We start from the raw sequence: 19,834 nt of genomic DNA, 5'->3' as shown, positions 1-19,834 counted from the left end.
GACTTTGGCCGCGTGGGCGGCATGCGCTACCGCTTCACGGGTGTTCACCGCGCCAGTCCCGACAATGGTCGGAATGCCAGCGGCCACCAGGCGCGCCACGCCTTCCTGGCGCTCGGCCTCGGTCAGCAGCGGCCAGTCGCCCATCGAACCGCAGTACACCACGGCGCTCATGCCGGCTTCGATCAGCTCGCGGCCCTTGCGCACCAGGGCGTCGAAGTCCGGCTTGCGCTCGGCAGTGCACGGGGTCATCAGGGCGGGCATGGTGCCGGTGAAGATGTTGTTGGTCATTGTTGTCACTCCTCGCAATATTCAGTCGGAAAAAGGCCGGGGTCAGATGCCCCAGGCGAACGGGTCCTGTTCGTCGATCAGCAGGGTGCTGTCGGCGGTCATGTAGGCGCGGCCGGTGATGAACGGGCGAATGTGGTCGCCGTCGCGCTCGTAGCGGCCATGGAACTGGCTGCCGGTGATGCTGGCCTGTACCCAGGTCTGGCCTTCGGCAAGCTTGCCGTCGGCGGCCAGGCAGGCCAGCTTGGCGCTGGTGCCGGTGCCGCAGGGCGAGCGGTCGTAGGCTTTGCCGGGGCACATCACGAAGTTGCGGCTGTCGGCGTTGGCGTCGTCGGCAAACAGCTCGACGTGGTCGATAGGCGCGCCGTTTTCACCGGTAATGCCCTGGGCTTCCAGGGCCTTGAGCATGGCCCAGGTGTACTCGGTCAGCGCCTCGCGGTTATCCAGCTCGATACGCTGCCCGTGTTCGGAAACCAGGAAGAACCAGTTGCCGCCCCAGGCGATGTCGCCACGCACCACGCCATGGCCGGGCACGTCCACCGCCACCTGCTGGCGGTAGCGGTACGACGGCACGTTGCCAACGGTGATGGCGCCGTCTTCATGCAGGGTGGCGCTGACCTGGCCGACCGGGGTGTCGATCTTGTGCACACCCGGTGCGATCAGGCCCAGGTGCTGCAACGAGGCAACCAGGCCGATGGTACCGTGGCCGCACATGTTCAGGTAGCCGGCGTTGTTGAAGAAGATCACCCCGCAGGTAGCGTCGGCCGACACCGGCGGGCAGTACAGCGCGCCGACCAGCACATCGTTGCCGCGTGGTTCCAGCAGGCAGGCGCGCCGCCACGGGTCGTGCAGCTCGCGCAGTTCGTCGCGCTGCTCGGCCATGCTGCGGCCGTGCAGTTGCGGGAAGCCCTTCATCACCAGGCGGGTCGGTTCGCCGCCAGTGTGGGAGTCGATGACGTGAATCTGTTTCATGGGCGTGTCCCTTGCGTAAAAGATCAGGAAGCGACGGCGGCAGGGCGGCCGGTATAGGTTTCAGCGGCGGCTTCGCTTTCGTCTTCACCTTCCAGGCGCACCAGGTGGGCAGGCACCCCAGTGGCCGCGCCCCAGTAGTAGATGCCCAGCGCGCAGGCGGCCACGGCCACGGTGTCGAGCGGATGGCCGATTACCCCCAGGCCGCCGAAGCTGCCCAGCCACGACAGCAGGATGGTTACCGCGTAGAAGCCGATCAGCCACGCCGACGAGCGCACTTGCTGGGCCAGCGACAGGTGCTGGGTGGGTACGAAACGGCTGCACAGCAGGTACAGCACGAACATCACGATTTGCAGGGCCAGCAGCCACGACACGGTGTTCCAGCCGGACCAGTAGACGATCAGCGCGGCGATGATGAACGACAGCGGGCCGAGCACGGCCATGCCCTTGACCCGGAACGGGCGCGGCATGTCAGGTGCATTGCGGCGCAGGGCGGCGACGGTGACTGGGGCTACGGCGTAGCTCAGTACCAGGGCTGCGGATACCACGTTGATCAGCGCTTCCCACGAGGGGAACGGCAGGGTCCAGAACACCGACAGGCCGAAGGTCAGCCACAGCGCCGGGCGCGGGATGCCGGATTCTTCATCGATGCGGGTGAAGTACTTGAAGAAGGTGCCAGTCTGCGCCCAGCCATAGATCACGCGCGGGGTGGCGTTCATGTAGATGTTGCCGCAGCCGCTGGGCGAGATCACGGCGTCGGCCACCACCAGGTAGGCCAGCCAGCCCACACCCAGGGCCAGGGCGATGTCACGGTAGGGCAGGGCCAGTTCCTTGGTCACGCTGGCCCAGCCGTTGGCCAGCATTTCGGTGGGTACGCTGCCGAGGAAGGCCAGTTGCAGCAGGGCGTAGATGGCGGTGGACAGCAATACCGAAAGAATCAACGCAATCGGGATGGTGCGTTGTGGGTTCTTCACCTCGCTGGCCACCGAAATGATCGGCGTCAGGCCCAGGTAGGCGAAGATGATGCCACCGGCTGACACGGCCATTTCCACGCCGGACAGGCCGAACGGGGCAAAGCCCTGGACCTCGAAGTTTTCGGGTTTGAAGAAGGTGAACAGCACGCCGATCACCAGCAGCGGTACGATGAACTTGAACACGCTGACCAGGTTGTTGGCCTTGGCGAAGGTTTTCACGCTGCGGTAGTTGAGGAAGAAGAACAGCCCCAGCAGGGCGAACTGCACCAGCCAGCCGAGCACGGTCGGGTCGCTGGAGCCAGCCTTGGTCAGCCCGGGGAACCAGGCGGCGGCGTATTGGCGTGAGGCGACCACTTCGATGGCGATCAGGCTGGAAAAGGCGATCAGGGTGATGAAACCCATCAGGTAGCCGAGCAGCGGGCCGTGCGAGTAAACCGGGTAGCGCACCACGCCACCGGCACGGGGCAGGGCGGCGCCCAGTTCGCAGTAGACGATGCCCAGCAGCAGTACGGCGAACCCGCCGAGGAACCAGGAGAGGATGCCGGCCGGGCCGGCGATGGCCGAGACGTGGCTGGCGGCGAACAGCCAGCCGGAGCCGAAGATGGCCCCTAGGCCGATGAAGGTGAGGTCCAGCAGTGATAACTGTTTTTTGAATTTGCCTGACATGAATTCGCCTTTTTGTTGGTTATTGGATAGGCAGGTCTGATGTCACGAGATGCGGCTTTTTGGGCCGCGCTCTTGTAGGACTTGGGCGGCTTGCGTGGGGCATAGAGTGAACCGGTCGGGGCGACGGTTCTTGATGGTTTTCTGCAGGGGGGATGACGAAATCGGCACAGTTGCAAATAATGCTGGCGGCCTTGATGGGCTCGTGGATAGGCTGTAGGCCCCTCGGCACAAGGGCTGTAGGGGTGTGTTGAGAGTGCCGGCCCTTTCGCGGGCATGCCCGCTCCCACAGGTACAGCGCAAGATTCGAAATATGTGAAGGACCTGTGGGAGCGGGCGCGCCCGCGAAAGGGCCGGCACAGCCAGCAGAGAACCGACAGATGACCGATACCCCCCTGGCAACCCTGTACCAGTCCCTCGACCAGCAACGCCCCGCCACCCTCGAGGCCCTGCTCGCCGGTGTATCGCTGCTGCTGCCGATCCTCGACGCCATCCCCAACGCCGCCATCTTCATCAAGGACCCGGCCGCCCGCTATGTGCTGGCCAACAACACCCTGGTCCAGCGCTGCGGCCTCAAGCGCCTGCAACCGCTGCTGGGCAAGACCAGCGCCGAAGTGTTCCCGGCACAGCTGGGCCCCGGCTACACCGAGCAGGACCGCCGCGTGCTCAAGGAAGGCCTGGTGCTGGCAGACCAGCTGGAGCTGCACCTGTATGGCAGCCGCGAGCCCGGCTGGTGCCTGACCCACAAGCGCCCGCTGTACAACCAGGCGGGCGAGATCATCGGCCTGGTCGGCATATCGGTCGACCTGCAATCAGCCGCCGACAGCCACCCCGCCTATCAGCGCCTGGCCGCCGTGGACGAGCACATTCGCCAGCACTTTCACCAACCGATCAGCATGGGCGAGCTGACCCGCATCGCCGGTATTTCCGTGGCCCAGCTGGAGCGCTATTGCAAACGGGTGTTCCACCTCACGCCCCGGCAGATGATCCACAAGGCGCGCCTGGAGCACGCCCACCGCCTGTTGCATTCGGACCTGCCGATCACCGAAGTGGCGATGTGCTGCGGCTACACCGACCACAGCGCCTTCAGCCGCCAGTTCAAGCAACTGACCGGCTTTACCCCGCGCCAGTACCGCCAGGCAACCAGCGATCAGGGGGTTTGAAACAGTGCCCGTGCCTCGGCGAAGCACTGTTCGGCAATCGCCGAGCGCGGCTCGCTGCGGCGCAGCAGCAGGCCGACCTGGCTGTGGATGGCGGCGTCGGCCACCGGCACGATGCGCAGGTGCTCGCTGAGGTCTTCCAGGCCGCAGTCCAGCGGCATGATCGCGCAGCACATGCCGGTGTTGATGGCCTGGATCAGCTGGAAGGTCGAGTCGCTTTCCAGCACCGCATTCGGCTCCAGGCCGCGGCTGCGGAAGCTCAGGTCCAGCGATTGGCGGTAGTGCATGCCCTTGCTCAGCAGGCCCAGTGGTATGTCGCTGAGTGCATCCCAGCGCAGCGGGTCGCTGGCAAACTGGAAGTGCCGGGTGTCGTGCAACAGGCCCATGGTGGTGGTGCCCAGTTCGATCACTTCGAAGAAGCTGGTGTTGACCTGGTCCAGGTAGCAGATACCCAGGTCGAGCTGGTTGCGGCTGAGCCCGTCGATGACCTGTTCCGAGCTCAGCGAGCTGAGCTGAAAGTGCAGTTCGGGGTATTTTTCGCGCAGCGGCAACAGCAGGTGCATGGGGTTGAAGCTGGCGAGCGGCACGGTGCCCAGGCGCAGGCTGCCGACCACCTGGCCGCGGCAGCTGGCGGCCTCGGCCTGCAGGCCGTCGTGGGCGGCAAGCAGGGTGCGGGCCCAGGCCAGAATGCGCTCGCCGGCTTCGGTGAACCCTTCGAAGCGCTGGCCGCGCTTGACCAGCACCAGCTCCAGTTCGTCCTCCAGGTTGCGCAGGCGCATGGACAGCGTCGGCTGGGTGATATGGCACAGCGCCGCCGCCTGGCCGAAATGGCGGGTCTGGTCGAGGGCGATGAGGAACTTGAGCTGCTTGATGTCCATGAAAGTGCCTGGCGTCTGGTTATGCAGACCTTAACCCACGTCTGCGATAGATGTCATTGATCGCCCGGTACGCCATATTGATTGGACGCCCTCGGGCCGTGGCTCTAGCGTGGCGACAATGCCATTCAAGGAGCTTTACCGTGCGCGTCCAACCCGATGCGGTCTTCGTACCGCTGAACATCGCCGTGCTGACTGTCAGCGACACCCGTACCTACGACAACGATACCTCCGGCGAGCTGCTGGCCAGCCGTTCGGTAGAGATCGGTCACCGGCTGGTGGCGCGGGCGCTGCTCAAGGACGACTTGTACAAGATCCGCGCCCAGGTGGCGACCTGGATTGCCGACGAGCAGGTGCAGGTGGTGCTGATTACCGGCGGTACCGGCTTTACCGGGCGCGACAGCACACCGGAGGCCGTCGAGTGCCTGCTGGACAAGCGCATCGATGGTTTTGGCGAGCTGTTCCGGGCCTTGTCGATTCTGGATATCGGCACCTCGACCGTGCAGAGCCGGGCGTTGGCGGGGTTGTCCAACCGCACGTTGGTGTGCTGCCTGCCGGGCTCTACCGGGGCCTGCCGCACCGCGTGGGAGGGGATTCTGGCCGAGCAGCTGGATGCCCGGCACCGGCCGTGCAACTTCGTCAAACACCTGCTGCCGATCGAGGCCTGCGCAAGCCGGGGTTGATACTACATCCTGCACTGGCCTCTTCGCGGGCTTGCCCGCTCCCACAGGTACAGCGCAGGTTTCGAAATCTGTGAGGTCCCTGTGGGAGCGGGCAAGCCCGCGAAGAGGCCAGTGCAGGCAACCACAAACTGTCAGCTCAACACATACCCCACCGGCAACAACGCCGGCGGCAGCTGCTGTTCTCCCAACCCCGCCAGCACATCCCGCTCTACGGTGCGCACCATGGCGTCGGTCGGCAAATCGTTCTCATCGCGCCCGAAGGGGTCTTCCAGCTCGTTGCCAATCGCATCCAGCCCGAAGAACGTGTACCCCACGATGGTGGTGAACAGCGGCGCCAGCCAGCCCAGCGGCTCGGCCAGGGCAAACGGCAGCAGCAGGCAGAAGATGTAGATGGTGCGGTGCAGCAGCAGCGTGTAGGGGAACGGCAACGGGGTGAACTTGATCCGTTCGCAGGTGGCCTGTACCTCGGTCAGGCCTACCAGCCGCTGTTCCAGCAGGCTGTAGCGCCAATCGCTGATGTGCTGCTGTGCCGCCAATCGTGAACAGTGCTCGCCAATCTCGCGCAGGATGCCATCGCACACGTTGTGCGGGCTGATCGCCTCTGGCCGGGCGAGCCATGGCCGGGCAGCCGCCAGCTCGTCCTCGCCGCGCAGCCGTGCATTCAATGCATGGGCAAAACCGCACAGGTTGCGCAGCAGTTCGGTGCGCAGTGTTTCGTCGGCAATCACCACACTTTCGCGCACGAACGAGCGGGTTTCGATGATCAGCTTGCCCCAGGCCTTGCGGCCCTCCCACCAGCGGTCATAGCAGGCGTTGTTGCGAAAGCTCATGAAAATAGACAGCGACAGGCCAAGCAAGGTGAACGGCGTGGCACTCACCGGGTAGAAAAACGCCGGGTAATGGCGCTCGACCAGCACGATCAGCGCGGCTAGCAAGGTCACCATCAGGCAGCGCAGGGCAATGCGCTTGACGATCGAACCCTTGAGGGTGAACAGCACGCGCAGCACGTCGGGGTTTGGGTGGACAATCATGGAAATCCAGAGACGGCCGCTTAGCCGCCGGTCATGTTCATGAAGCGCAGGATCTGCACGTCGCCACCCACTTCGAAGTGATGGCGGTAGGGCTTGAGGTGCAGCGAATCGCGGATGGCCTTTTCCAGGCGTTCGGCGTTGCCGGGGTGGGCGCGCAGTACATGCTTCAGGTCCACCGAATGTTCATTGCCCAGGCACAGCAGCAGGCGGCCTTCGACCGTGAGGCGCACGCGGTTGCAGGTGGCGCAGAAGTTGTGGCTGTGCGGCGATATGAAACCGACCCGGGTGTTCGCGGCTTCGGCCAGGCGCCAGTAGCGGGCCGGGCCCTGTGAGGATTCGGTGGATTCGATCAGGGTGAACTGCTCGGCCAGGCGCGCACGTACTTCGTCGCTGGAGCAGAACGACTCGCCGCGCTCGTGCTCGCTGATCACCCCCAGCGGCATTTCTTCGATGAAGGTGATGTCCAGCTCGCGATCGATGGCAAAGCGCACCAGGTCGACCAGTTCATGATCGTTGCGGCCTTTGAGCACCACGCAGTTGAGCTTGGTGCGCTTGAAACCGGCCTGGCGTGCGGCGTCGATGCCGGCGATGACCTGGTGCAGGTCACCGGTGCGGGTCAGTTGTTTGAAACGGTCGGCGTCCAGGCTGTCGAGGCTGATGTTCAGGCGCGTCACGCCGGCATCGAACAGCGGCTGGGCCAGGCGCCCGAGTTGCGAGCCGTTGCTGGTCATGCACAGTTCGCGCAAGCCGGGCAGGGCGGCAATGCGCCCGCACAACTCGACGATGCCCTGGCGTACCAGTGGCTCGCCGCCGGTCAGGCGGATCTTGCGGGTGCCCAGGGCGACGAAGCGCTCGGCCACCTGGAACAGCTCTTCGAGGCTGAGAATCTGCTGGCGCGGCAAAAACTGCATGTCTTCAGCCATGCAGTACACGCAACGGAAGTCACAGCGGTCGGTGACCGACATCCGCAGGTAGTCGATTTTCCGGTTGAAGCCGTCGATCAGGGCCCGGCTGTTCTGTTCCACGTTCGCGCTCGAATGGGTTGGGACACAACTCCAAGCTATAACCTGGCCGCAGGGGCGTCAAATTGCTTTGTCTGACTGTTTGATCGACGGCCTCTATCACGGCTGCTGGCCAAGTATTTCAATGCCCGGACCGCGTCGCCTCATTCGCGGGCATGCCCGCTCCCACAGGTACACCACTGGGCTGAAGTGCAAGGTAATCCTGTGGGAGCGGGCGTGCCCGCGAATGCTGCAACCCCATTCCCGGCCCATGATCGAAACCGCTTATCAAGCCGTAAGATCTTTCGATTGGACGCCCCACCCCCACGCTCCATAGGCTGAATAAAAGCATCGAAGCGTGAGGATTCATCGCATGAGCCAGGACGAACACATCAGGGACTACAAAGGCGCAGCCGCCGGCTGGGGGGCGCTCAAGAGCGTGACCAAAAGCTGGCTGGGCAGCGAAAACGCCTTCAAGAACCTGCGGGCCATGCTCAAGACCAACCAGAACGGCGGCTTCGACTGCCCCGGCTGTGCCTGGGGCGAGTCGCCGGAAAGCGACATGGTCAAGTTCTGCGAAAACGGCGCCAAGGCCGTTAACTGGGAAGCCACCGGCCGCTCGGTCGACCCGGCTTTCTTCGCCAGGTACAGCGTCAGTGCGCTGAAAGACCAGACTGACTACTGGCTCGAATACCAGGGCCGCCTCACGCACCCGATGCGCTACGACGCAGCCACCGATCACTATGTCGAAACCACCTGGCAGGAAGCCTTCGAGCTGGTCGCCACGCACCTGCGCGCCCTTCAGTCGCCCGATGAGGCCGAGTTCTACACCTCGGGCCGGGCCAGCAACGAGGCGGCGTTCCTCTACCAGCTGTTCGTGCGTGCTTACGGCACCAACAACTTCCCCGATTGCTCGAACATGTGCCACGAAGCCAGCGGCGCAGGCATGTCGGAAACCCTCGGGGTGGGCAAGGGCACTGTGGTGTTTCACGACCTGGAGCTGGCCGACGCGATCTTCGTCATCGGCCAGAACCCGGGCACCAACCACCCGCGCATGCTCGAACCGCTGCGCGAGGCGGTCAAGCGCGGCGCCCAGGTGGTGTGCTTCAACCCGCTGAAAGAGCGTGGCCTGGAGCGCTTCCAGCACCCGCAGCACCCGTTCGAAATGCTCAGCAACGGCTCCGAGCCGACGTCCAGCGCCTACTTCCGCCCGGCCCTGGGCGGTGACATGGCGGCCATGCGTGGCATTGCCAAATTCCTCTTGCAGTGGGAGCGCGAAGCCCAGGCCAAGGGCGAGCCGGCGGTGTTCGACCATGCCTTCATCGCCGAGCACACCAGCGGCGTCGATGACTACCTGGCAGCGGTGGACGCCACCTCTTGGGAACACATCGTCAAACAGTCGGGCCTGACCCTGGCCGAGATCGAGCTGGCCGCACGCATGTACCGCAAGGCCGAGCGGGTGATCATGTGCTGGGCCATGGGCGTCACCCAGCACCGCCATTCGGTGCCGACCGTGCAGGAAATCGTCAACCTGCAGTTGCTGCGCGGCAACGTCGGCAAGCCCGGCGCCGGCCTGTCGCCGGTGCGCGGCCACAGCAACGTGCAGGGCGACCGCACCATGGGCATCGACGAGAAGCCCAAGGCGGCGCTGCTCGATGCCCTCGAAAAACGCTTCCAGTTCCGTGTGCCGCGTGGCCACGGGCACAACGCGGTGCTGGCGATCAAGGCCATGGAAGAGCGGCGGGCCAAGGTGTTCATCGCCCTGGGCGGCAACTTTGCCCAGGCCACCCCGGACACCCCGCGTACCCACGCGGCGCTGCAGAACTGCGCGTTGACCGTGCAGATTTCCACCAAGCTCAACCGCTCGCACCTGGTCACCGGCCGCGATGCGCTGATTCTGCCGTGCCTGGGCCGTACCGAAATCGACCTGCAGGCCGAGGGGCCGCAAGGCGTGACCGTGGAAGACACCTTCAGCATGGTGCACCTCTCCAACGGCCAGTTGCGCCCGCGTTCGCCGCACATGCGCTCGGAACCGTGGATCGTCGCCGGCATGGCCAAGGCCACGCTGGGCAACCAGCCGATCGACTGGGAGTATGCGGTGGCCGACTACAACCGCATTCGTGACATGATCGCCGACGTGATCCCTGGTTTCACCGGCTTCAACGAACGCCTGAATAGCCCGGGCGGTTTCCACCTGGGCAACAATGCCGCCGATCGCAACTTCCGCACGGCCACGGGCAAGGCCCGGTTCATGCCCCACGCACTGCCGGAAGAGTTGATCAACGCCAAGGTACTGGCCCGTGGCGACAAACCCGACCTGATCCTGCAGACCCTGCGCTCGCACGATCAGTACAACACCACGCTGTACGGCCTGGACGACCGCTACCGCGGGGTGTTCGGCCTGCGTGAGGTAGTGTTCGTCAACGAGGCCGACATCCGCCGCCTGGGCTTCGAACCGGGTGAGCAGGTGGACCTGGTGTCGCTGTGGGAGGATGGCGTGGAGCGGCGGGTGTCGGGGTTCCGCTTGGTGGCGTATGACGTGCCTGAAGGGCAGGCGGCGGCTTACTACCCGGAGACCAACCCGCTGGTGCCGCTGGAAAGTTATGGTGAAGGGACCTATACCCCGACGTCGAAATTTGTGGCGATCAAGGTCGAGAAAGCCAAGGCGGGGAACCGCATTGCGGCGGTGTTGGCCTCTGATTGATCGGTTGACTGTACTGGCCTCTTCGCGGGCTTGCCCGCTCCCACAGGATTACCACAGGTCTCGGGGCTGTGATAACCCTGTGGGAGCGGGCGAGCCCGCGAAGCATCCAGCACCGATCAGGAGCGGTGCACAGGGTAGGCTGTTGTGTATTTCATCTGCTCCATGGCAAAACTGGAGGTGATGTTCGACAGCCCGTCGGTCCGGGTAATCAGCTTTTTGTAGAACCGGTCATACGCCGCGATATCCCCCACCACCACCCGCAGCATGTAGTCCCAGTCCCCCGACATGCGGTAGAACTCCATCACTTCCTCGAACCCGGTCACCGTCGCGGCAAACTGCTCCAGCCAGGCGCTGTCGTGGCGCTGGGTCTTGAGCTGGACGAACACTGTAAGCCCCAACCCTAGCCGTTCGGGGTCCAGCAGGGCGACACGGCCGAGTATGTAGCCTTCTTCTTCCAGGCGCTTGACCCGCTTCCAGCACGGCGTGGTGGACAGGTTGACGGCCTCGGCCAGGTCCTTGAGCGAGATCGAGGCATCGCGCTGAAGCAGGGTAAGAATGTGCTGGTCGAAACTGTCCATATCGCGCGCGGGCCGTGTAGAAAAATTTTTCACAGATTACCCCAAGGCCAGAAGATTTGGGTTGTGCGATAGTTGCAGCCTTCACTCTGCCAATGGGCCTGACCATGTCCGACAAGCCGCGCAATTTCGCCACCCGTACCATTCACGCCGGCGAGCAGTTCAGCGTCGCCGAAAACGCCATCTTCCCGGCCATCGTCACCGCCAGCTCGTTCACCAAGCGCAGCCTGGACGACAAGCCGGAGTACTCCTACAGCCGGGTAGGCAACCCCACCCGGCATGCCTACGAAACCTGTGTTGCTGCCCTGGAGGAGGGCGTGGGTGCGGTTGCCTGTGCCTCGGGGGTGAATGCCACTGCGACGGTGCTGGAGCTGCTGCCCAAGGACGCCCACGTGGTAGTGATGAACGGCGTGTATGGCGGCACCTTCCGCATCCTGGAGGACTACCGCAGCCGCACCTCGGGCCTGACCACCACCTATGTCGACCTCAACGACCTTGAGGCCGTGGCCGCCGCCATCAAGCCCCAAACCCAGCTGATCTGGATCGAGTCACCGACCAACCCGTTGCTGCACCTGGTCGACATCAAAGCGGTGTGCGACCTGGCCAAGGCGCGGGGTATTCTCACCTGCATCGACAACACCTTCTGCTCACCGTGGAACCAGCGCCCGATCACCCTGGGCGTGGACCTGGTGATGCACTCGGCCAGCAAGTACATCGGTGGCCACTCCGACCTGACAGGTGGCGTGGTAGTGGCGGCCAATGATGCGTTGCTGGCGCGCCTGCGCCGCATCAGCATGGCGATTGGCGCGGTGCAGGGGCCGTTCGATTGCTACCTCGCCCTGCGCGGCCTGAAGACTCTGGATGTGCGCATGGAGCGCCAATGCAGCAACGCCCTGCAGGTGGCACGCTTCCTCGAAGGGCATGCGCAGATCGAGCAGGTGTATTACCCCGGGCTGGAAAGCCACCCCCAGCATGAACTGTGCAACCGCCAGATGCGCAGCGGCGGGGCGGTGGTGGCGATGAAGGTCAAGGGTGATCGGGCCGCGCTCAACCGGCTGGTGGAAGCGTTGCAGATTTTTGTGCTGGCCGACTCGCTGGGCGGCGTGGAGAGCATGATCAACCACTCGTGGACCATGTCGCACTGCTCGCTGAGCCCGGAGCAGAAAGGGGTGATGGGGATCAGCGAGAACCTGCTGCGGTTGTCGATGGGGATCGAGGATTACCGCGACCTGATCGAGGACCTGGATGGGGCCTTGAAGGCTTTGGCTGCTGTGTAAGGGCTGCTGGCCTCTTCGCGGGCTTGCCCGCTCCCACAGATATTCCACAGGTATTGAGGGCTGTGGTGACTTTGTGGGAGCGGGCGAGCCCGCGAAGAGGCCAGCAGGCTCAATGAATTCCTGTCAGGATTTCGGCGGATGGATGATCCGTTCGATCTTGTCCTTGATCAGCAACCGTTCCTTGCGCAGCCGGTTGACGGCATCGTCGTTGGTACCGTTGCCCTCGGCGGCGACCACCTCCTTGTCCTTGGCGTTGTACTCCTTGTGCAGTTTGTGCAGGTCCTGATCCTTGTCTATGAGCGCCTGGAATGCATCAGCGGTAACGTGCAGGTCAGCGAGCAGATCATGCGGAACTGGCATTTCTTCACCTCTGTCAGGGTTGTCGGTAAGGTCCTGACCACTGAGGATAGCCGCGTTTGCGCAGGCTTGTGACCGCTGCCAGGCTGAATGGCAGCTGAATGGCCTTCACGTAATTGATAAAAGACGCGGCTTCACTAAATTGTTACCGTCTTTTTCACAAAAAATTGATGACGCACTTTCTAGAGTTCGCCCAACTTTCCCGCGGTGCCATCCGGCCTGGGGGTTGATAATCACTCTTGATTGCGAACACTGATGCTCAACTTCAAATCCCTGCGGACTGAATGGGTCACGCTGCTGGCCAGCCTTTACCTGCTGATTGGCTTCAACATGTTCCTTTGGGAGCATCTGCAAGAGGTGGTGCCCGCCGGCCTGTCGGGGTTGTGGCTGAGCCTGGCGTTTGCCGTGCTGATGTTGTTCGCTTTCAATTTGATCCTCACGTTGTTTGCCTTCCGATATGTATTGAAGCCGGTCCTTATCGTGTTGTTCATGAGTGGAGCCGGGGTGGCTTACTTCATGAACCAGTACGGCGTACTTATTGATGCAGGTATGTTCCGTAATATGGCCGAGACCAATATTGCGGAAGTGCGCGACCTGATGTCGTTCAAGTTTGCCGCCTATATCCTGCTGCTGGGCGTGCTGCCTTCTGCGCTGTTGTGGAAAGCACCGATCGCCTACCGTGCCTGGCACCGCGAGCTGCTGGGCAAGCTGGTGGTCGGTGGCGCCTGCGTGGTTGCCCTCGGATCGGTGGCGCTGGTCAACTACCAAGGGCTGTCGTCGCTGTTTCGCAACCACCACGAACTGCGCCTGATGCTGACCCCGAGCAATATCGTCGGGGCCTCCATTGGTTATGTCAGCGAGCGCGTCGGTACTGCCGCGCGTCCGTTCCAGCATTATGGCGAAGATGCCAAGCGTGATGCCGCCTGGCAAAAGCATGAGCGCAAGTCGCTGACGGTGCTGGTGGTCGGTGAAAGTGCCCGGGCAGACCATTTCGGCGTGCTGGGCTATGACCGCGATACCACGCCGAACCTGGCCAAGGAACAGGGCCTGCTGGCGTTTTCCGATGTGCACTCGTGCGGTACTGAAACCGCGGTCTCGGTGCCGTGCATGTTCTCGGGCATGAAACGCAAGGATTACGACGCCCGCGTGGCGAAGAACCGCGAAGGGCTGCTGGACATCCTTCAGCGTGCCGGCCTGGCGGTGCAGTGGCGTGACAACCAGTCGGGCTGCAAGGGTACCTGCGACCGCGTGCAGTTCATCGATGTCAGCAACCTCAAGGACCCTCAACTGTGCGCCAATGGCGAATGCCATGACCAGATCCTGCTGCAAGGCCTGAGTGAGCTGATCGACAACCTCGACACGGATACCGTGCTGGTGCTGCACCAGATGGGCAGCCACGGCCCGGAATACTTCAAGCGCTACCCCAATGGCGGCGAGCGCTTCACGCCGGTGTGCCGGAGCAACGCGCTGAACCAGTGCAGCGAGCAGGAAATCATCAACGGCTACGACAACACCCTGGCCTACACCGACAAGGTGCTGGCGTCGCTGATCGACACCTTGCGCAGCAAACAGGACAAAGTCGACACGGCCATGATCTACCTGTCCGACCATGGCGAGTCGCTGGGCGAGTACAACCTGTTCCTGCACGGCACGCCTTACGCCATCGCCCCCGAGCAGCAGAAGCACGTGCCGCTGCTGACCTGGTTCTCCGACAGCTATAAAGAAGACTTCGGCATCGACACCGACTGCCTGGCCAAACTCAGCGATGCCCCGCTGTCGCAGGACAACCTGTTCCACTCCATGCTCGGCCTGTTGCAGGTGCACACCGAGCTCTACCAGCAGTCGCTGGACATGTTCGCCAGCTGCCGGCCTTGGCTGGCGGCCAAGCGTTGAATGCATGGCTGTACCTTACACCTGTAGGAGCAGCCTTGTGCTGCGAAGAGGCCGGTACAGCCAGCACCTTGCCAAAATGCCTGCACCGGCCCTTTCGCAGCACAAGGCTGCTCCTACAAAAGGCAGGTTTGCAGCGCCGTTTATCTATTCCAGGGATGGCGCAGGTTTCACCAGCAGTGCCCGCGCCGTATATACTGCGCGCCAATGTTAGTGGGAGAGCCTCGTGGCCATCGAAATTCACTGGATCCGTGACGACCAGAGCCTGGCCGAACACTGCCGCGACTGGCACCAGCTGCCCTTTGTCGCCGTCGATACCGAATTCATGCGGGTCGACACCTTTTACCCGAAAGCCGGCCTGATTCAGATCGGTGACGGCCAGCGGGCCTTCCTGATCGACCCGCTGCTGATCGGCAACTGGCAACCCTTGGCCGACCTGCTGGAAGACAGTGGCGTGGTCAAGGTGCTGCACGCCTGCAGCGAAGACCTTGAAGTGCTGCTGCGCCTGACTGGCAAGCTGCCGCAGCCGCTTTTCGACACCCAGCTGGCTGCCGGCTACCTGAACCTGGGCTTCAGCATGGGCTATTCGCGCCTGGTGCAAGAGGTGCTGGGTATCGAGTTGCCCAAGGGCGAGACCCGTTCCGACTGGCTGCAGCGCCCGCTCTCGGAAACTCAGGTCAGCTATGCCGCCGAGGATGCCGTGCACCTGGCTGAGCTGTTCACCGCGCTGCGCCCGCGCTTGTCCGACGACAAGTACGCCTGGGTGCTGGAAGACGGTGCAGAGCTGGTGGCCGCATTGCGCCGTGAAGTCGAGCCCGAAAGCCTGTACCGCGACGTCAAGCTCGCCTGGAAGCTGGCCCCCCAGCAACTGGCGGTGCTGCGCGAGCTGTGCGCCTGGCGCGAGCGCGAAGCACGCAACCGCGATGTGCCACGTAACCGCATCCTCAAGGAGCACTCGTTGTGGCCCATGGCCAAGAGCCAGCCGAACAACCTGTCGGCGTTGGCCAAGATCGACGAGATGCACCCGCGCACCATTCGTCAGGACGGTGAGTTCCTCATCCAGCTGATCAAGCGCGCCGGTAGCCTGCCTGCCGAGCAGTGGCCAGCGCCCTTGCCCGAGCCATTGCCGATCGAGGCCGCTGGCGTGCTCAAGCAGCTGCGTGCCATCGGCCAGGCCGAAGGCGAGCGCCTGGGGATCACCCCCGAGCTGATGCTGCGCAAGAAAGCCCTGGAAGCGCTGCTCAAGAGCGGCTACCCCAACGGCCCTTATCAACTGCCCGATTCGCTGCGCGGCTGGCGCCGTGAGCGCATGGGCCAGGCCCTGCTGGACAACCTGGCAGGTGCCGGAGAGACCCGATGAAACGCATTTGCTCGATCTACAAGAGCCCCCGCAAGAACGAAATGTACCTCTACGTGCTCAAGGCGGACGGCCTGGAGCGTGTGCCCGAAGGCCTGCTGCCGGCCTTCGGCACCCCCATGCACGCGTTCGACCTGGTGCTCAGCCCCGAGCGCAAGCTGGCCCGCGAGGACATCACCAAGGTGCTTGAGAACCTCGACACCCAGGGCTATCACCTGCAGATGCCGCCGCTGGAAGATGAGTACATCGAGCACCTGCCCGAAGAGCTGCTGCGCCGTAACGACCCGGTCTGACCATGCGTGTACTGATTGCTGAGCATGAGCATGCTCGATACGCCGGGCTTTTACGCGATGCAGCGCCTGAAGTGGAAATCCTGACCAGCGGTGACTCCGCCGAACTGGCGCAGCAGGCCTCGCAGTGCACGGTGTGGCTGGGCCAGCCGGACCTGCTGGCAAGCTTGCTGCGCCAGGGCCACAAACCGGCGTGGATACAATCGACGTGGGCCGGTATCACGCCGTTGCTGGCCGACGGCCTGCCGCGTGACTATCGCCTGACCCGTGCGGTGGGCATTTTCGGCCAGGTGATGGCCGAATACATGCTTACCTACATGCTCGGCCATGAGCGCGAGGTGCTGTCGCGCCTGGTCAGCCAGGTCGAGCGGCGCTGGGATGACCGCCCGGGGCGCACGCTGGAAGGGCGCAAGGTGCTGATTGTCGGCACCGGCGACATTGGCCAGCGGGTGGCCGAGTTCCTGCAACCGTTTGGTGTGGTGCTGTACGGTGTGGCCAGCACTGCCCGGGAACAGGCACCGTTCGTCGAGGTGGCGGCCCTGGCCGACTTGCCGCGCATGGTTGGCCAGGTCGACTACGTGATCAACCTGCTGCCGGACACCCCGGCTACCCATGACCTGTATGACGCGGCGCTGTTCAAGTGCTTCCTGCCCACGGCATTGTTCATCAATGCCGGGCGTGGCGTGGCGGTGGTCGATGCCGACCTGGTCGAGGCGCTGAAGGAAGGCCATCTGGCCGGTGCGGTGATCGATGTCTGCCGGCAGGAACCGTTGCCCAAACAGCATCCGTTCTGGACCGCCTGGGGGCTGTTGCTGACCGGGCACAGTTCGGCACCCACCTCGCCGGCGGCGATGGTGCGGTTGTTTGTAGAGAATGTGCGGGCTTATGAAGCGGGGCAGGGGTTGCGCGGGGAAGTGGACTTCGCCAAGGGTTATTGATTTGTAGTGCTTGTACTGGCCTCTTCGCGGGCACGCCCGCTCCCACAGGTACTGCACAGGTTCCGAAGCCTGTGGGATACCTGTGGGAGCGGGCATGCCCGCGAAGAGGCCGGTACAGGCTACACAAGGCTTACAGGCTGAAATCACCCTCGGCAGCCAGCTCGCTCAACGGCTTGCGCGGGCTTGGCACTTCACGCGACTGCAGCGCTTCATCCAGGCTGGCTTTGTCACCCAGCTTGCCGATTGCCACCATGGCATGCAGCACGTAGCCCTCGGGAACCTTCAGTTCCTGACGCGCCAGATCCTGGTCGAAACCGGCCATGCCATGGGTATGCCAGCCGCTGATGCTGGCCTGCAGGGCAAGGTGGCCCCAGGCGGAGCCGGTGTCGAAGGTGTGCCACAGCGCCGGTTTTTCTTCCGTGGCGCCCGGGGCTGCAAAGGTGGTCTTGGAAATGATCAGCACCAGTGCCGAGGCTTGTTGCGCCCAGCTGCGGTTGAACGGCACCAGCAGGTTCAGGTAGCGCTCCCAGCTCGGCGTGTCGCGGCGGGCATACAGGAAGCGCCAAGGCTGCGAGTTGTACGCCGACGGTGCCCAGCGTGCGGCTTCCAGGAAGCTCAGCAGGGTCTCTTCGCTGATCGGTTCGGCGGTAAAGGCCCGTGGCGACCAGCGGTTGATGAACTGTTCGTTGATGGCGTAATCGGCAATGCGGGGGTTGGCGCTCATGACAGCTCCTGCAAACGGACGGGAAAGCCGCACGCTACTGCGTCCCGTCGCGACTGACAAGCGGTCTGGCTTTGCCGAAGGCCAGGCTCTAGACTGGCGCCGCCGCGCGCCGTGGCCCCAAGATGAATGCAGGAAACCGTGTGATGATCGCTGAAACCGCGCCGTTCTGGCGGCGCAAGACCCTCGAACAACTCAGCCCGCAAGAGTGGGAGTCGCTGTGCGACGGCTGCGGCCTGTGCTGCCTGCAAAAGCTTGAGGACGAGGACGACAACAGCGTCTATTACACGCGTATCGCCTGCAAGCTGCTGGACATGGATACCTGCCAGTGCAGCGATTACCCCAACCGCTTCGCGCATGTCCCGGACTGCATCCAGCTCACCCCGGGCAAGGCCGACCAGTTCACGTGGCTGCCGAGCACCTGCGGTTATCGCCTGGTCAGCGAGGGCAAGGACCTGCCGGCTTGGCATCACCTTGTCTGTGGTGATCGCCAGCAGGTCCATGAACAGCGCATTTCCCAGTCGGGGCGTATGCTCAGGGAGCAGGATGTGCACGAAGACGACTGGGAAGACCACCTGATCTTCCGCGCCAGCTGACCGGCGCGGCCCGCTGCCACGGGGAAACAAGGAGTTTCTGTATGCGTTGCCAGCTGTTTTTACTGTTGGGCCTGATGGCCAGTTCGCCAGCCTGGGCGAAAAAGGTCGATCTTGACTACCAGGTGCGCCTGTTGCCAGCCACTGGCCAGGCTGAAGTCCGCCTCACCCTGGCTGAAGGCAGTGTGGTGCGCAGCCTCGACTTCGACCTGGGCAAGGCCGGGGCCTTCAGCGGCTTCCAGGCCGATGGCCATTGGCAGTTGCAGGGGCAGCGCGGCGTGTGGCAGCCGGCGGCCGGCAAGACCAGCCTCAGCTACCGCGTGCAGCTGGACCAGAAGCTCGCCAGCGGTGCCTATTCCTCGCGTATCACCCCGCACTGGGCGCTGTTCCTCGGCGACCAGCTGGTACCGCCTGCGCGGCTTGACCAGCAAGATGGCACCGAGCTGGTGGCGCGCCTGGCGTTCGACCTGCCCGATGGCTGGAAGAGTATCGAGACCTCCTGGCCGCGCATTGGCAAGGACAAGTTCCGCATCGACAACGTTTCACGCCTGTTCGACCGCCCGACTGGCTGGATGCTGGCCGGTGACCTGGGTAGCCGCCGTGCCCGCCTGGGCGATACCGAGGTCACCGTGGCCGCACCGGTGGGGCAGGGCATGCGGCGCATGGACAGCCTGACCTTGCTGACCTACGTCTGGCCGCAGTTGCAGGCGGTGTTCCCGCGCAACCCGCCAAAGCTGCTGCTGGTCGGTGCGCGTGACGGCATGTGGCGCGGGGCAATGGCCGCGCAGGGTTCGCTGTACCTGCACAGCGCCCGGCCGATGGTGAGCGAGAACGGCAGCAGCCCGTTGCTGCGCGAAGTGGTGCAGCTGTTTGCCCAGATTCGTGGGCGCGACGGCAATGACTGGCTGGTGGAAAGCCTGACCGACTACTACGCCAGCGAGTTGCTGCGCCGTTCGGGCGGGGTAAGCGATGACCGCTACCAGGCCTGGCAGGCACGCCTGAGCAAGCAGGGCGCCAAGGTCACCCAGCTCAAGGGCGAACGCGCAAGCCCGGCCCAGGTAGCCCGCGGGGTGATCCTGCTGCAGGCACTGGACAAGGAAATCCGCATCCACACCCAGGCCAAGCGTTCGCTGGACGACGTAGTGCTCGGGCTGATGCGCCTGCCCAGCGTGAGTACTGAAGAATTCGTGCAGATCAGCGAGAACGTGCTGGGGCGCAAGTCCGAGGTGTTGCAGAGCAAAGCGCTACGCTAGGCATCATTATTACCTGTACCGGCCTCTTCGCGGGCTCGCCCGCTCCCACAGGGAAACTACAGGCCCCGAGGGCAGTGTTGTCCCTGTGGGAGCGGGCGTGCCCGCGGTACAAACCGGAGACATCGTTTACATTCCAAACCGGGGACATGGTTTACAGGCTAATACGCATGATCAGGAGGTATCTGATCATGCCCTGGAATCAAGAGTCCCCCATGGATCAACGAGTCAGATTGATCGG

19 protein-coding genes are annotated in these 19,834 nt (G+C 63.6%); 10 read left to right on the top strand and 9 right to left on the bottom strand.

The features are described 5' to 3' along the window. The 3 genes from AK81_RS26915 to AK81_RS26905 all read right to left on the bottom strand — a co-directional run. The coding region (locus tag AK81_RS26915) for a dihydrodipicolinate synthase family protein (RefSeq protein ID WP_043204248.1) at nucleotides 1-288 on the bottom strand (288 nt) is incomplete at its 3' end. A 42-nt stretch (nucleotides 289-330) separates the two neighbouring features. Beyond that, complete coding sequence (locus AK81_RS26910; protein WP_043204247.1) at nucleotides 331-1,257, bottom strand: 4-hydroxyproline epimerase; 927 nt, start codon at nucleotides 1,255-1,257, stop codon at nucleotides 331-333. A 23-nt stretch (nucleotides 1,258-1,280) separates the two neighbouring features. Then, nucleotides 1,281-2,894: an APC family permease gene (locus tag AK81_RS26905; protein ID WP_043204246.1), complete on the bottom strand. Its 1,614-nt coding sequence runs from the start codon at nucleotides 2,892-2,894 to the stop codon at nucleotides 1,281-1,283. Between the two features lie 377 nt (nucleotides 2,895-3,271). Between AK81_RS26905 and AK81_RS26900 the strand changes: the two genes are divergently transcribed. Further along, complete coding sequence (locus AK81_RS26900; protein ID WP_043204245.1) at nucleotides 3,272-4,054, top strand: AraC family transcriptional regulator; 783 nt, start codon at nucleotides 3,272-3,274, stop codon at nucleotides 4,052-4,054. Here the strand turns inward: AK81_RS26900 and AK81_RS26895 are convergent. Continuing rightward, the gene (locus AK81_RS26895) at nucleotides 4,042-4,929 is read right to left on the bottom strand and encodes a LysR family transcriptional regulator (protein WP_043204244.1); all 888 of its coding nucleotides are present in this window, start codon (nucleotides 4,927-4,929) and stop codon (nucleotides 4,042-4,044) included. The two genes, AK81_RS26900 and AK81_RS26895, sit on opposite strands and share 13 nt — an antisense overlap. A gap of 140 nt (nucleotides 4,930-5,069) precedes the next feature. On the opposite strand from AK81_RS26895, the gene moaB reads away from it, so the two are divergent. Continuing rightward, nucleotides 5,070-5,609 carry a molybdenum cofactor biosynthesis protein B gene (gene moaB, locus AK81_RS26890; RefSeq protein ID WP_043204243.1) on the top strand — a complete coding sequence of 180 codons (540 nt, stop codon included), beginning with the start codon at nucleotides 5,070-5,072 and terminating at the stop codon, nucleotides 5,607-5,609. 131 nt (nucleotides 5,610-5,740) lie between these two features. Here the strand turns inward: moaB and AK81_RS26885 are convergent, their stop codons facing one another. Together AK81_RS26885 and moaA are read right to left on the bottom strand one after the other, a co-directional pair. After that, entirely contained in the window at nucleotides 5,741-6,640 is a 900-nt protein-coding gene (locus tag AK81_RS26885; protein WP_043204242.1) for a bestrophin family protein, read from the bottom strand. A 20-nt stretch (nucleotides 6,641-6,660) separates the two neighbouring features. Then, nucleotides 6,661-7,665, bottom strand: a complete 1,005-nt coding sequence (moaA, locus tag AK81_RS26880; RefSeq protein WP_043204241.1) for a GTP 3',8-cyclase MoaA — start codon at nucleotides 7,663-7,665, stop codon at nucleotides 6,661-6,663. Nucleotides 7,666-8,014: 349 nt separating this feature from the next. Here moaA and AK81_RS26875 point away from each other — a divergent pair, with 349 nt between their 5' ends. Then, nucleotides 8,015-10,345, top strand: coding sequence for an FdhF/YdeP family oxidoreductase (locus AK81_RS26875; RefSeq protein ID WP_043204240.1), 2,331 nt, complete (start codon nucleotides 8,015-8,017; stop codon nucleotides 10,343-10,345). A 116-nt stretch (nucleotides 10,346-10,461) separates the two neighbouring features. Here AK81_RS26875 and AK81_RS26870 read toward each other — a convergent pair whose 3' ends face one another. Further along, the gene (locus AK81_RS26870; RefSeq protein ID WP_016498365.1) at nucleotides 10,462-10,923 is read right to left on the bottom strand and encodes an Lrp/AsnC family transcriptional regulator; all 462 of its coding nucleotides are present in this window, start codon (nucleotides 10,921-10,923) and stop codon (nucleotides 10,462-10,464) included. A 92-nt stretch (nucleotides 10,924-11,015) separates the two neighbouring features. Here AK81_RS26870 and AK81_RS26865 point away from each other — a divergent pair, with 92 nt between their 5' ends. Beyond that, nucleotides 11,016-12,197, top strand: a complete 1,182-nt coding sequence (locus AK81_RS26865; RefSeq protein ID WP_043204239.1) for a trans-sulfuration enzyme family protein — start codon at nucleotides 11,016-11,018, stop codon at nucleotides 12,195-12,197. Nucleotides 12,198-12,320: 123 nt separating this feature from the next. On the opposite strand, the gene AK81_RS26860 is transcribed toward AK81_RS26865, so the two are convergent. Beyond that, nucleotides 12,321-12,557 (bottom strand): YdcH family protein, encoded by a 237-nt coding sequence (locus AK81_RS26860; protein WP_043204236.1) that lies wholly within the window; start codon nucleotides 12,555-12,557, stop codon nucleotides 12,321-12,323. A 252-nt stretch (nucleotides 12,558-12,809) separates the two neighbouring features. On the opposite strand from AK81_RS26860, the gene AK81_RS26855 reads away from it, so the two are divergent. The 4 genes from AK81_RS26855 to AK81_RS26840 all read left to right on the top strand — a co-directional run bounded on the left by AK81_RS26855 (nucleotide 12,810) and on the right by AK81_RS26840 (nucleotide 17,029). Beyond that, nucleotides 12,810-14,447, top strand: coding sequence for a phosphoethanolamine transferase (locus AK81_RS26855; protein WP_043204234.1), 1,638 nt, complete (start codon nucleotides 12,810-12,812; stop codon nucleotides 14,445-14,447). Between the two features lie 223 nt (nucleotides 14,448-14,670). Further along, nucleotides 14,671-15,804: a ribonuclease D gene (rnd, locus tag AK81_RS26850; RefSeq protein ID WP_043204233.1), complete on the top strand. Its 1,134-nt coding sequence runs from the start codon at nucleotides 14,671-14,673 to the stop codon at nucleotides 15,802-15,804. Next, nucleotides 15,801-16,094, top strand: a complete 294-nt coding sequence (locus tag AK81_RS26845; protein ID WP_043204232.1) for a YcgL domain-containing protein — start codon at nucleotides 15,801-15,803, stop codon at nucleotides 16,092-16,094. The genes rnd and AK81_RS26845 overlap by 4 nt, the downstream gene beginning before the upstream one ends. A 2-nt stretch (nucleotides 16,095-16,096) precedes the next feature. Then, complete coding sequence (locus AK81_RS26840) at nucleotides 16,097-17,029, top strand: D-2-hydroxyacid dehydrogenase (protein WP_043204230.1); 933 nt, start codon at nucleotides 16,097-16,099, stop codon at nucleotides 17,027-17,029. A 130-nt stretch (nucleotides 17,030-17,159) separates the two neighbouring features. Here the strand turns inward: AK81_RS26840 and AK81_RS26835 are convergent, their stop codons facing one another. Further along, nucleotides 17,160-17,753 carry a nitroreductase family protein gene (locus AK81_RS26835; RefSeq protein ID WP_043204229.1) on the bottom strand — a complete coding sequence of 198 codons (594 nt, stop codon included), beginning with the start codon at nucleotides 17,751-17,753 and terminating at the stop codon, nucleotides 17,160-17,162. Between the two features lie 143 nt (nucleotides 17,754-17,896). Here AK81_RS26835 and AK81_RS26830 point away from each other — a divergent pair, with 143 nt between their 5' ends. Continuing rightward, a complete protein-coding gene (locus AK81_RS26830) occupies nucleotides 17,897-18,346 on the top strand; it encodes a YcgN family cysteine cluster protein (protein WP_043204227.1) in 450 nt (149 codons plus the stop codon). Between the two features lie 41 nt (nucleotides 18,347-18,387). After that, complete coding sequence (locus tag AK81_RS26825; RefSeq protein WP_043204225.1) at nucleotides 18,388-19,596, top strand: hypothetical protein; 1,209 nt, start codon at nucleotides 18,388-18,390, stop codon at nucleotides 19,594-19,596. The last annotated feature ends 238 nt before the right edge of the window (nucleotides 19,597-19,834 follow it).

The organism is Pseudomonas putida W15Oct28 (assembly GCF_000708715.2).
GTDB lineage: Bacteria > Pseudomonadota > Gammaproteobacteria > Pseudomonadales > Pseudomonadaceae > Aquipseudomonas > Aquipseudomonas putida_R.
Note: the sequence above shows the minus strand (reverse complement) of the source record. Positions and strands in the feature narration are given on the sequence as shown.